This window comes from Roseofilum sp. KMC-1 (assembly GCF_057802075.1).
Window position 1 is genome coordinate 1,471,152 of sequence record NZ_CM173605.1, and the last position, 13,427, is coordinate 1,484,578.

The following is a 13,427-nucleotide window of genomic DNA, read 5'->3' on the forward strand; positions in this document are numbered from 1 at the left end:
TGTCAAGAAAAACTGACAGATCCGACAGGGGTGGGAATTTCAACGCTAAGATAAAATATTTGGGATTGGCGGTAGGGAACTGAAGTGACAGAGGGTTCCCTAATGATCCTGTATTTTTTTTGATCTAGAGGCAACAACTGTGAGTCCAGAAACTTTAACCCCGACCGATGCGCCCCCAGTTACAGAAATGGCTTACGATCCATCGGAGTTTAACCAGTATGTGATGTCTACTTATGGGCGGTTTCCGATCGCCCTCAAACAAGGAAAAGGTTGCCTGGTTTGGGATACTCAAGGTCGCGAATACTTGGATTTTGTGGCTGGAATTGCCACTTGTACTTTAGGTCATGCCCATCCCGCTTTGGTAGAAACGGTCACGAAACAAATTAGCAAGCTCCATCATGTGTCGAATCTGTATTATATCGAAGAACAGGGGGCGTTAGCGAAATGGTTAGTCGAGCATTCCTGTGCCGATCGCGCTTTTTTCTGTAATTCTGGGGCAGAAGCTAATGAAGGGGCGATTAAATTGGCCCGCAAATATGCCCATACGGTACTGAACATTGAAGACCCAGTAATCCTGACGGCAAAAGCGAGTTTCCATGGTCGCACCTTAGCCACGGTTACGGCAACTGGCCAAGCTAAATATCAACAAGGGTTTAGTCCCCTGGTTCCTGGCTTTGCCTATGTGCCCTATAACGATTTTGAAGCTATCAAAGAGGTGATCGCCTCCTTGGATAGCTCAGAACGGCGCGTAGCGGCTATTTTGCTCGAACCCTTACAGGGTGAAGGCGGCGTGCGTCCGGGAGAATTGGAGTATTTCCTGCGCTTGCGTCAGTTGTGCGATCGCACCGGAATTTTACTGATCCTGGATGAGGTGCAAGTGGGGATGGGACGCACCGGGAAACTCTGGGGCTACGAGAATTTGGGCATTGAACCGGATATCTTTACCTCAGCCAAGGGGTTAGCGGGGGGTATTCCCATTGGTGCGCTGCTCTGTAAGCAGTTCTGTGATGTGTTTGAACCCGGAAATCATGCCAGTACGTTTGGCGGTAACCCCTTTGCTTGTGCGGCAGCGCTGACGGTTTGCCAAACGGTAGAGCAAGATCGGTTGCTTCAAAATGTACAAGAGCGGGGCGAGCAACTACGGAAAGGCTTGCGGGCGATCGCGGCTAAATATCCCCAACTCATTGCCGATGTGCGCGGATGGGGCTTAATTAATGGTATGGAACTGCAACCAGAGACTCCGTTAACCTCCATTGAAATTGTCAAAACAGCCATGGAACAAGGGGTGTTATTGGTTCCCGCAGGGCCCAAGGTGGTGCGGTTTGTGCCTCCGTTAATTGTGTCTGCGGAGGAAGTGGATCGGGCAGTGGCGGAGGTGGAAAAGGCGATCGCCAGCCTTGCCTAAACCCAATCACCTGTAGGGGCGAAGGACTCTTCGCCCCTGATGATAGCAAGTTTAAGAAAAAATCCTATCAGTGCTTATGGAAGAACTACCAAAAATTAAATTTCTGCAACAACCCACATCTGAAGCTTGGGTAGAACAGGCGATCGCCAACCTGAATACCATCCTCCTAGACCATTCTCACTGCGAGCGCAAAGCAGCCGGAGTCGCTCTCAACCTCATGTTCCGCTATCCCTCCAGTCAGGAGTTGGTGAGGAAACTAACGGCGATCGCCCGCGAAGAACTCGAACACTTTGAACAAGTCAATCAATGGTTAGAGCGCCTCAATATTCCCCTGGCTCCCCTGTCTGCTGCTCCCTATGCTGCCGGATTAAAAGCCCAAATTCGCCCCTCTGAACCCCAACGAATGCTTGACTCTCTGTTGATTTCTGCCCTCATTGAAGCCCGTTCCCACGAGCGTCTCGGACTGTTAGCCAATCATCTTCCTCATCGAGAACTCGCCCAATTTTATCGGGGTTTAATGGCTTCAGAAGCTCGCCATTATGGGGTCTACTGGATCTTAGCCACCACCTATTTTGAATCAGCGATCGTCCAAGAGCGCCTAATCATTCTAGCTCAAGTTGAAAGTGATTTACTCTCTAGCTTACATTCAGAACCCCGAATTCACAGTTAGAAAATGAGTTGATAGTTATAGGTCTAAAATCTCCCTCGCTTTTTCCAATAGCTCATCTGGATCAAACGGTTTTGTCATGTATAGGTTAGCCCCCACTTCTTCCCCTTTCTTCTTATCAAACTCTTGACCTTTAGCCGTCAACATAATGATATATATGTGATTTAAATTGAGTGTATTTTTAACTTCATGACAAACATCAAATCCATTGATTTTAGGCATCATCACATCTAAAAAGACCAAATCAGGATGTTCTTCTTTAATCAAATTTAGGGCTGTTTCACCATCACCAGCCAATAACAGCTCTACACCATCATCTTCTAGCTCTTCCAAGGTTTGCTCTAGCAGCATTCTGATATGATTTTCATCATCCACAATTAAAACTCTTTTCTTCATGACTAATATAAGACCTCAAAAACTTCTATAGTCTGGGTTTTTCCTTTAACATTCACTAATCCTACCTCCTTAAAACTAAAGTGGTCAACTGTGCGATCGTAAATGGTTCGATCCACTAAAATTTGTCCTCCTTTGGCGATCGCCTGTAACCTTGATGCCGTATTCACTTTATCCCCAATCGCTGTATAATCCACATGCTGACGAGCGCCGATATTGCCAACGACAACCTCACCAGAGCTAATACCGATACCCGTTTGGAAATTATCCCGAATCCAAGGAACAGGTATAGATTGCAAACATCGCTGCATGGCGATCGCCGTTTGAATCGCTTTTTTTTCACTCTCTTCTAACGGAGCAGGTGCGCCAAACATACAGACAATCATATCCCCCACAAACTTATTTACCGTCCCGCCATAGCTAAAAATAACATCCACCATATGGGTGAAATATATATTTAAATATTCCACCATTGTTTCCGGTTCTAACATTTCACACTGAGCCGTAAAATTGCGAATATCAGAAAATAAAATCACCAGATTTTTTTTGCCCGTTTGCAATAAGCTTTCTTCCTTATTATCAATAATAGCTTTCACCAACTGTGGAGACATATACCGCTCTAAATTACTTTTGATCCGTTCCTCTTGCAACTGGTAATTATGCAAGCGAGCATTTTCCATCGCATTAGCCGTTTGAGAAGCTAATGCAGTTAGTAACTTTAAGTCTGCGGCTCGATAATTAATGGGTTCAGAATGACCCAGCCAAATCACCCCAAACGAGTCATGCCGACTTTTGAGGGGAGAACAAATCAAGGCCCGATTAAAGCGTTCTGTATCAGTTAATCGTCGATCATTATCTACGTCATTAATAACTTCAGCAATTCCTGTAGATAAAATATGACCAATAATCCCATTAAGCCTTGTTGAATTTGCAACTTGCTCAGAAAAATCTCCAAATTGAGCTAGAGTTTTAAGCTCTCCATTTTCTGGATCAACTAACAACAATTCTCCCTGGGTAGATTCAATAATATCTCGTGCTTCTTTGAGTACCAACTCAGCAATCACCCCCATATCTAAGCAAGCACTCATCTCCTCAGAAATACGATATAACAGATTAATTTCTTTGTACCGTTCTAGAGTTTCATTGACTAAAGCTTTTTGAGAAAGAGCCTGATTAACCAAATAATTTAATAAAGTGCTTACAGCAGAACTTCCTTGATCTCCATACACCCATCCAATGACTTCTCCCTCAGCTTTAATAGCATATTCTTGAGGGAACAAAGGAGTGGAATTACCGATCAACAATGTCTTGTTTATATCAAAAACACCTACTCTTCCTGGAAATAGATCGAGCCACTCTTGAATCAAGATTTTAGTGGTGGATTTATTAATTAATGACTTTAGGGTGATTTTCATTCTGCATAGGGGGATTCTCTAATAATAAAACAATCACTTGATCATTATCCTTTTGAAAGTTTAACGTTTTGACCAACCTAGATGCATTAGACATATTCACATGAGTAATGACTAAATCAGGATTAGCAGCTAATAATGCTTTATCCATATCAACTACCGTCATTTGATACCCTTGAGATTGGAGGAGTTCCGCTAAAGTTTCTGCACTTGAAGATTGTTGATCGAAGACTAAAACTCGTTTAGATGAGTATTTTTGATCAAGCAGAGTCTGCACCCTCTGTAAAAATTGTTCTGAATTGATGGGCTTAGTGAGATAATGATCTACACCAACACGATAACCTCTTTCTGAGCGATCGTCACCCGAAATCATCAGAATGGGAATATGCATGGTTTCTGGATCGTTCTTGAGAATAGCAGCGACATCAAACCCATTTAACTCTGGCATCATTACATCTAAAACCACTAAATCCGGTTTTTCCTGTTTAATTTGGGCGATTGCCTCCTTTCCATTTGCCGCTTGTCGCACTTCATACCCTTTCACATCCAAGTGCTGCCTCAGTAACTCCCGAATATTCACATCATCATCAACTACCAAAATCACTCGTTGTTTTTGTTCCCCATTAGCCTTATTATCCTGTTGATAATCAGTTAATTTTTGCACTAACTGATTCCATCCCATATCCTCATGGCTTTCTGATATCGGTAACCAAAAAGCAAACGTACTCCCCACACCTACCTCACTTTCTACCCAAATATGGCCACCATGATGTTCAATAATTTCCTTACAAATGGGTAATCCTAGCCCAGTTCCTTTGGGCTTATTAATCATGGTATCCCCTACTTGCTTGAACTTCTCAAAAACTTTCGGCAAATCCTCTTGTTCAATCCCAATACCTGTATCAATTACTTTCACAACTACAGTTTCACCTTGTTTTTGTGCTTTACAAGTTACTGTTCCTCGATCGGTAAACTTAACCGCATTAGACACTAAATTAATTACCACCTGCATTAATTTATCTTCATCACCACGAATAATCGGTAGATTATCTTCAATTTCAACCCCTAATTCCACTTGATTCTGACTAAATAACGAGGTAGTTGCTACCGTCGCTCGTTCAATCACTTGAGCAATCGCCACCGGTTGATCCTTCCAATCCACTTTACCGGCTTCCATCTTGGCTAAATCTAAAACATCATTAATTAAAGCCGTTAAGCGGAATCCCTCAGAAACTATAATATCTAAGTTACTCCTGACTTGATGAACCGCTCGTTCCACCTTCTTATCCGTGATATCAACCCTAGGTAAGAGGACTTCTTCTAGTTTTTTCTTAATCAGTTTGGCAAACCCTAAGACCGAAGTTAAAGGGGTTCGCAGTTCATGAGAAACTGTAGAAATAAACTCGGTTTTCATCCGATCTACTTCCTTATCTGCCGTAATATCCCTAACTAAAAAAACACAACCTATAAATTGTTTCCCCAATTGCACATCACTTTTAGAGATACCCGTAGCGACAATTTTTCCAATCCGGTTGTCCGGTAAATGAATTTCTGAGTCGAATGTTTTTTCGGGATTTTCCTTTACTTTTAAACCCAATTCAGTGAATTTTTCTCCAAAAAAATTCTCATTCTTTTTGTCAACTAAAACACTGGGTTCTAAGCCAAACAACTTAAACAAAGCTTGGTTAGTTTGAGCGATCATTCCTTCTGTATCTGTCACCAGTAATCCATCAGCAATATTATCAATAATTGCTGTTAAATTAGCTAAAGTATCTTGTAGAGATTTGGTAGCTGATGCGACTTGATTTTCTAAATCATTTTTTGATTCTTGAAGCTGGCTAATCATCTGATTAAAGGCTTGTGCTAAAGTCCCAATCTCATCCTCAGTCAGCACAGGGGCTTGGGATAGCAGATTGCCACCACTGACTTGAATTGCTGTTTCCGTAATTCCCAGAATGGGTTGAGTGATCCGACGAGAAATGAGATAAATAATAATCAGTAAAAATAAAGCTGCACTTAACCCAATTTGCAAAATCTCCTTCAACAGTCTTTGGGCAGGAGCAAATGCTTCTGCTTGACTCATTTCTGCTAATAAGGCTAAATTTTGGTTCGCCATCCAAACATAGGCTCCAATCACCGGAATTCCCTTATAATTTTTGTAAAGCCCTACCCCATCAATTCCTTCAGTTGCTTGTTGAATTCCAAAGCTATTGACTTCTGTCAATTTCTCTGGATTCTCCGAGTCTCCACTCTCTTGTTTTTCTGCTTCAGTTCCTTGCTGGGAAATAAAAACATTGCGATTGCCTAAACGGCCAATTAGATAGGTTTCACCCGTTTCACCTAAGCCAGTTTTTTCGCGAATGATATCATCAATTCCTTGTAGATCGAGATCTACGGCCAAGACTCCAAGACGTTGACCGGATTCATCCAGGATAGGGGTCGCAAAAGTAATGGCTGATTTTCGAGTAATGGCAGAAGTATAAAAGGTAGGGACTACTGTTGTCGATTGATCTTCAGTAAAATAGGTTGTGGTTGTCCCTAATGGTTGATAGGTTTTCTCCTTAGTTTTATTGGTAGATAAGGCGACAATACCTCCTGTTGTTAGCAGAGAAATTTCTTTTAAACTGGGTTTAACTTGGGAAAATTTTGCCAATTCTTCAGAAATACTGTCATAGGCAATTAAGGTATTTAGAGTTTTTAACGTTAAGGGAGTATCGGGATCTAGGTTTTGATCCATCTGAAACTGGGCGATCGCTGCTTCCGTGGTAGCGCCATAAATACCGTCGATCGCACCTTGATAATATCCCAAATTTTTTAGCTGCTCTTGGGCAACGATCACATTTATGGGATCTGAATTGGCGGTGAGGATGGAATTCTCAGAAGTTGAACGGAGTAAATATTGTCCTTGGCTGAGAAGAATAGGAGATTTAGCCAATAATAGCACATCTTGATACTGGGTTTTCACCCAATCATCCAGTTGATATTCTTTGAGTGAAGTCGCCACTTGCAAGCGATTATATACTGAGTCTCTCAAAGAATCCCTAGCCCTCACATAGGCAGCGATCGCCACTAGACTAACTGTGACTAAGGACAAGAGCGAAAAAGAGGTCACTAATTGAGACAGGAGACTTTTTCGGAGAAACTTGAGCATCAGACTTGCCTCAAAGAAACTTAGGATTCAATGTACCCTAATGTACTAGGAAAGTTACTGCCAATCCTGAAAAATGGCTTTAATTTGTGCGATCGCCTGATCCGTAGCCTCTTGAGCTGACAAATCTTTACTCACCATTTCCGCAATTACTTTCCCCCAAATATTTTGGTTTTGTACCTCACTATAAGCTGGATTCAAGGCTTGTGCAAAGGGACGAATCCGATAAAACTGTTCAGAAGCCTTTGAAATATGGGGATCGCTGGAATTTTGCCAAAATGGATCTTCCAATAATTGAGGCATAACTGGGAAAAATCGTCCTTGAGACCCTTGAATATAGAGTTTCAGATTTTCCGGTTCGATCAAATAAGATAAAAACTTCTTCGCTTCATCTTTGTACTTAGAAGACTCAAAAATTACAACTTGCTTAATGGATACCATTGATATCATCGGATCGCCATTCGGCTTATTCGGCCAAGCAGTGGTGAGCAGTTGCTCATCATACGTCACTTTATCTTGTCGTTGTGAGCCAGGAATCGACAGGGTAGGATTAATCGTCATTAAAGTCGATCGACTCAAAAAGGCTACATTATTATCTGCATTTCCCCAGTTAGTCGCTTCAGGAGGAACATACTTTTGTTTATAAAACTGGGTATAAGCATCTAGGGTTTTGGCAATGGCTTCGCGCATCTGGGGCTTGTCTACTTGTAAGTCTCCCGCTTGATTGATAACTTCGACATCAAAAGCGGCCAAAAACTGCTCGAATACAAAAAAGGTATCTGAGGCTGAAGCAGACATGGGTAACCCCATACTATAAAAATCACTTTGCCCTTGATCCCGTATGGGGGCTTGTGCTGATTCCCAAAACTGCCAAAATCGATCCCAATCTTTAGGAATTGCTTCTTCCCCTGCACCAATGGAAGAGAGCAAAGGTTGCCAATAATGGATATGATTAGTGGTTTGAGTAATGGGTGCAGAATAATAACTCCGTTCTCCCGTTGTTTGATTTAAGTATTTAACAGCATTCAAAACGGTCGGAGTATATAAAGATTCAGCTACTTCAATCACATCGGAAACATCAGCTAACTGATTCTTCCAAGCGAGTTGAGGAATAAATGTTAAATCTGCATCATGACTATACAAAATATCGGGAGGATTACCAGCAGCGATCGCCCGTTCAGCCTCTTGAAGAATGTCTCCTTCACTATAAAGAGTCAGTTCCACCGGTAACCCACTATCTTCCTCCCATTGCTGCACTAACCGACGAATAGCCTCCGTTTCCTCTGGATAAAATCCCTGACTCCACCAAATCCGAACACTATCACCACCACTGCTTGTAATGGTCGTCTCAGCATCTGGCCTTTGCCCACAGTTAGCCAAAGTCAGACCTAGTAAAAAGAGAGATAAATTTGTAAACTGCCGCCGTTTCATAATTTGATATCCAACACTACTCATGCATAGGCAAGATTGATGCCATCATAGCGTATCATGCTCCCTTTAAAACGGTCGATCGTCTCTCCATAGCTAATTTCCAGTTTATGGAGAATTATTGATATTATTTATACTAAGCCTACGCTAAAATTGAGGATTGAGCTTGGGCTGTAATTGATAAGCGATAAACGGATAAACTCTTTTGAGGATCAACAATATCAAATAGATCTTGTTTTGCGGTTTCATCCACTTCTCTAGCTGAAAAAGCGAGTTGGAGAAAATAACTTTGGCCAATCAGTTGAGCCTTGACCATCCCCAACAATGCGGCTTCTGCCTTATCCATACCGATCTGAATCTGGTGGCAATAATCGCCTATAATCACTTTTCCCTCCGTTACCCCTAGACCACACATAGAAGAAACCATTGAAGAAACGCTTCTATGGTGATCGAAAGACTTATAATCTAAAGGGAATTTTTCTAGATCTTCTCCACCATTGTGAGTGGCAAAAAACAAAGTTTTTAAGTCAAATGCCTGGGGATTAAACAGCACATATCCACAGCGCAAATAACCCATAACAGTTTTAGAAAAATCCAATTCATAACCTAAATCGACTTGAGCAAAATTCATCCCAATCCCGACTTGTTTTTGGATCGATCCTAAAGGAGTATTGACTCGACCAGTAACCCACACTTTTTCCTCATCTGAATCGAAGTGGATCGCCGGATCGACCCGTTGTAAATCATCAATGCAGGGACTTCCCGGAGGCTGAAAGACTAAATGACCGCAAAAATGATGATCCACCCAATCAATATCATCATAATATCCATGGTGTAAACTACCGCATAACCAGCGAGGCGAGACTTCCTTAAACCATAATCGATCGATACATAGCCCGCGATCGCAATTAAGTCGGAGTTTAATTTTCTCTGTTTCTAACGTTAACCACTGATTTAAGCGCTCTGTTTTTAGCTGAGGAGGTAAAGAGATATCAGGATTTCCAGACTTCAATCTAGGATGAGCAAAAACCACTCCTAATCTATTCGCTAGAGATCTTAACTGTTCTTGATGTTCAGCCAAACGTTTAGCGGTAATATGAGTGCGAAAATCACTTCCCCATAAGTAACATAACTCCTGCCAAAGCGGATCGGCATAACTGACCCGATCTTTGAGATCCTGATAAATAGACCAACATTGGCTATTAATTTCTAAATCTGTACCTGTAACTGCCCAGCGAGTCACATTATATTTCCGTTGTTTCTTCACCGGAATGGGATCTTCTGAAGACTCTAATGACAGATGGTGACCGGCAAAAGGTGATGATAACCTCTCTAATAGATCGGTTAGAGGAATAAACTTAAATTGACTATCCTCTTGTAAATTTTTCAATAAATCATAGATCGTTTGCCATTCATCTGATTCAAGCCTGGCTTCCGTTCCGTACCTACCCGGACGAAAGTTAAAGACTTCTGCATCATTTCCATATAACATCAAGCATCTATCATTTTTAGCTAGATGAGTTTTGATATATTCATTGATATATTCATCTTTATCTAATTCTCCATAAATATAATGTTGGAATTTTTGAAAAGCAACTGAATCATTCCAAATCACTGGAATTTTTTCTCCTTTTTGTCCACAAGCATATTGGGGATAATAACGCCATTCAGAATTCCATTCTCGATGATACTGATAAGGATTATTCCATTCCATGACTATCCCTTGATATCCTGCTTTTAAATAATGAGAGACTAAACTAGCAGAATAGGCTTGTTCATTGACTAAGGCAATTTTGGGATGAATTCCTAATAACTCTTCATAGACTTTGTGCCCCCAATAGAGATTAGCTGTATTGACTTCTGAGGGTACAATCGGCCCAACAATTTGTGCATATCCACTGCCGATAAATTCACACTTGCCTTGAGCAATTAAATCCCGCAATTCATCCAGCCATTTAGGATTGAGTTCAGACGCTACTTCTAGGGTATAACCAGTGGCTTCAATAGCTAAAGGGATATTGAGTTCAGATGCTAATCTTAAGATCGGCCAATAGCACTGTTTCAAAACTCTAGGACGCTGGTCTATTTCAATGGATGAAAAAGCAAAATTGAGATGAAAAAGCATCGTGAGTGAGAGACAATTAGAAGACTCTGGCATTTGAGATGTTAGAGAATTTGTGGATGATAATTTGAATAAATCAGGAAACATATTTTTTTTGTCTATACAGAGGATATAGCGACGACTAACTAATTCAACAGGGACTCACCCTCTCTAGGGGTTGGCCATTCGATGTTATTCTTTAATCATACAATTCATTGAGGTAATCAACCGGATTTTCTATCTCTTCAGTGGTATTGTTAATGAATAAATTTCTACATCCAAGTCTTATGAATCAAGTGCCTTGCCTTCGATTAGCAATTATTGGACTCGGTAAAGTCACGAATTATTATTGGCCAGCTTTAGATAACCTAGACGATTTGACAGTTGCTGGAGTGCTGGATTGCGATCGCCAGAAAGTCGATACCTGGAATAATCGTTATCCCCATTGTCCTGCTTTTACCGATTTTAACCAATTATATGAGCAAGTTAACCCAGATTCTGTAATCATTGCCACCAGCTCTTCCAGTCACTATACTGTAGCTCAAGAAGTGCTATCTTGGGGTAAACCGATTCTCTTAGAAAAACCCGCTACTGCTTCTAGACGTGAGTGGGAAGCCTTAATTGAGCAAGCTTCCCAAGCTCAAGTTCCTCTGGTTATCGCCTTTCATGCTGCTTTTGGCGCTGAGGTGTTATGGTTTCTAGAACATCGACCTAAATTAGAGGAAAATTACGGCCCCATAACGGGGTTTTTTACCCATTTTTATGACCCCTATTGGGTCAATGGAGCTTTAAATCCTCATGCTAAGAGTTTAATTTCTAGTTGGATGGATTCAGGAGTAAATGCGTTAAGCATAATCGCTAAAATTCTTGACAATTTAGAACTAACTCAGTCCTATTTTACTCCAGACTTAACTGACTCTAATGGGAATATTCATGGTCAGGCTGGATTCAGGTTTGCTACAGCAGAACGTAATTGTGCCGGTCGAGGATGGATTGAAACCCATTGGGGGTTAGGAATTAAGAGTAAAACCACTCATCTACAGTTTGCAAAAACGGGCTACGATCTGCTTTTAGACCACGATCGCCAAAAACTGGTCTTAACCGATCCTCAAGGAGAGTCCAGTATTCTGGCTAATTTGGCCACAGAACAACCCCGCATGGTCAATCATTATCAAGGAGTTTTTCAGGACTTTAGAAACCATTTAAAACAAGGAACCGATAATTTAGAGTTTGCCCAATTGGTACATCATTTATTATATTCTGCCTATGAATCCCCTTACAATATTCAATTGAAGGAGCAAATTTAAGCGCCAAATAACCATACCCAAATGGGTAAAGTAAATAACAAGATAATCGAGCCAAGGGCTAGACTCGTCACGGCTAAATCCTGGTCTAAATTATAGGCTTGGGCAATTACTAAGGTGGCAAATGAAGGAGGCATAGACATTTGTAGCACCATCACTAATCGGGGAGGGCCATCGATGCCGAAAAACATTAATCCTGTCCCTACCACTAGGGGAACTAAGAGCATTTTAATTAATAAACAAGTAGAGGCTTTTGTGAGCTTACCTAGAGTTTTGAGTTCACTGAGCTTAATGCCAATTAATACTAAAGAAATCTGCACGACAGTCCAAGCGGCATTATATAAACTGGTTTCGATGGGTTCAGGAAGGGGAACATAGCGAAATCCTAAACCAAATAATAGACTCCAAAATGCGGGATTATTGCGGGTGGCTTTGAAGATTCTTTGTAATATAGATTCTTGTTGTTGATCGCTGTTACCAAAGTAGGAAGCGAGAGCAACACCAACCACGTAAACGGCGATCGCCGATCCGAGGAGATCGTAAAATAGGGCCCAGCCAAAATAATCTGGCCCCACCAAGCCCAAAACACAAGGAAATCCTAAATATCCAGTATTCCCACACATCATCGCCAGCATAAAACTGCCTTGAGTGGATCGACTCCATTTACTGGTACTGAGGGCGGCATTTTGAGGCCCTTCTAGGGCTGGATTTAACCCCTGTGCAATCGATCGCAACCGCTCATCACTGACACCCAGATCGATCCAAGTCCAGGCAAAAGCAGCCCCTACTGCGATCGCGATCCAAGCCGTCAAGGGTGCAATCCAAATCCCCCCCGAAAGATCCGTTTTGCGTAAAAACGCCACAATACTAATGGGCACACCAAACAGAAATAATCCTTTACCTAAATAAGGACTGATATTCTTAGGTAAAATCGTGCCAACCAGAAACTTACCGATACCCCATCCCAGTAGCGTCCAGCCAATTAAAGGAATATAGAGCTTGATTAAGTTTTCAACTAAGGGAGTCATGATCGCTTAAAATTTCGGTGAACATACCCATCTATACAGCTATGGAACAACCTTACCGTAACTATTTAATTCGAGATTGGCAACCAGGAGATCGCCAATCGGTTGCTACCCTCATCAGTTCTGTTTTAGCTGAATATGGTCTAACTTGGGAACCCCAAGGAACAGATCGAGATGCTCTAGAAGTCGAAAGTGCCTATCTAGAAACTGGAGGAGAATTTTGGGTGATAGAATCGGATCGCCAATTGGTGGGCACAGCAGCCTATCATCCCATCTCCAAAGGAGAGAAAGCCGTAGAAATTCGCAAAATGTATCTTTTACCCTCCGTGCGCGGACAAGGACTCGGCTCTTTTCTCTTACAGTCTTTAGAATCCAGAATTCAAGCTCAAGGCTATCAACAGATTTGGGTTGAAACTGCCTCCATTCTCCAAGAAGCCATTTGGCTCTATGAACGCCGGGGATATACAAGAGCAACCGGAGTCCAAACCCCGCGCTGCGATCGCCTCTATATCAAAACCCTCTTGACCTAACTTAACATTCTCCC

10 protein-coding genes are annotated in these 13,427 nt (G+C 41.8%); 4 read left to right on the forward strand and 6 right to left on the reverse strand.

Annotated features, from left to right (window positions below):
- Positions 1-139: 139 nt before the first annotated feature.
- On the forward strand, positions 140-1,405 hold the full coding sequence (locus tag AC3FZD_RS06845) for an aspartate aminotransferase family protein (protein ID WP_488739408.1): 1,266 nt from the start codon (positions 140-142) through the stop codon (positions 1,403-1,405).
- Positions 1,406-1,481: 76 nt separating this feature from the next.
- A complete protein-coding gene (locus AC3FZD_RS06850; RefSeq protein ID WP_488739409.1) occupies positions 1,482-2,075 on the forward strand; it encodes a MiaE family protein in 594 nt (197 codons plus the stop codon).
- 15 nt (positions 2,076-2,090) lie between these two features.
- On the opposite strand, the gene AC3FZD_RS06855 is transcribed toward AC3FZD_RS06850, so the two are convergent.
- From AC3FZD_RS06855 to AC3FZD_RS06875, 5 genes are all read right to left on the reverse strand, one after another.
- Positions 2,091-2,468 (reverse strand): response regulator transcription factor, encoded by a 378-nt coding sequence (locus AC3FZD_RS06855; RefSeq protein WP_488739410.1) that lies wholly within the window; start codon positions 2,466-2,468, stop codon positions 2,091-2,093.
- A gap of 2 nt (positions 2,469-2,470) precedes the next feature.
- Positions 2,471-3,880 carry an adenylate/guanylate cyclase domain-containing protein gene (locus tag AC3FZD_RS06860; RefSeq protein WP_488739411.1) on the reverse strand — a complete coding sequence of 470 codons (1,410 nt, stop codon included), beginning with the start codon at positions 3,878-3,880 and terminating at the stop codon, positions 2,471-2,473.
- A complete protein-coding gene (locus tag AC3FZD_RS06865) occupies positions 3,852-7,028 on the reverse strand; it encodes an ATP-binding protein (protein ID WP_488739412.1) in 3,177 nt (1,058 codons plus the stop codon). The genes AC3FZD_RS06860 and AC3FZD_RS06865 overlap by 29 nt, the downstream gene beginning before the upstream one ends.
- 54 nt (positions 7,029-7,082) lie before the next feature.
- Positions 7,083-8,480, reverse strand: a complete 1,398-nt coding sequence (locus AC3FZD_RS06870) for an ABC transporter substrate-binding protein (RefSeq protein WP_488739413.1) — start codon at positions 8,478-8,480, stop codon at positions 7,083-7,085.
- A gap of 115 nt (positions 8,481-8,595) precedes the next feature.
- Complete coding sequence (locus AC3FZD_RS06875; RefSeq protein ID WP_488739414.1) at positions 8,596-10,578, reverse strand: glycoside hydrolase family 57; 1,983 nt, start codon at positions 10,576-10,578, stop codon at positions 8,596-8,598.
- 263 nt (positions 10,579-10,841) lie between these two features.
- On the opposite strand from AC3FZD_RS06875, the gene AC3FZD_RS06880 reads away from it, so the two are divergent.
- Entirely contained in the window at positions 10,842-11,861 is a 1,020-nt protein-coding gene (locus AC3FZD_RS06880; RefSeq protein ID WP_488739415.1) for a Gfo/Idh/MocA family protein, read from the forward strand.
- On the opposite strand, the gene AC3FZD_RS06885 is transcribed toward AC3FZD_RS06880, so the two are convergent.
- Entirely contained in the window at positions 11,858-12,886 is a 1,029-nt protein-coding gene (locus AC3FZD_RS06885; RefSeq protein WP_488739416.1) for an AEC family transporter, read from the reverse strand. The genes AC3FZD_RS06880 and AC3FZD_RS06885 overlap by 4 nt on opposite strands.
- A gap of 41 nt (positions 12,887-12,927) precedes the next feature.
- On the opposite strand from AC3FZD_RS06885, the gene AC3FZD_RS06890 reads away from it, so the two are divergent.
- Positions 12,928-13,413, forward strand: coding sequence for a GNAT family N-acetyltransferase (locus AC3FZD_RS06890; protein ID WP_488739417.1), 486 nt, complete (start codon positions 12,928-12,930; stop codon positions 13,411-13,413).
- Positions 13,414-13,427: the final 14 nt, after the last annotated feature.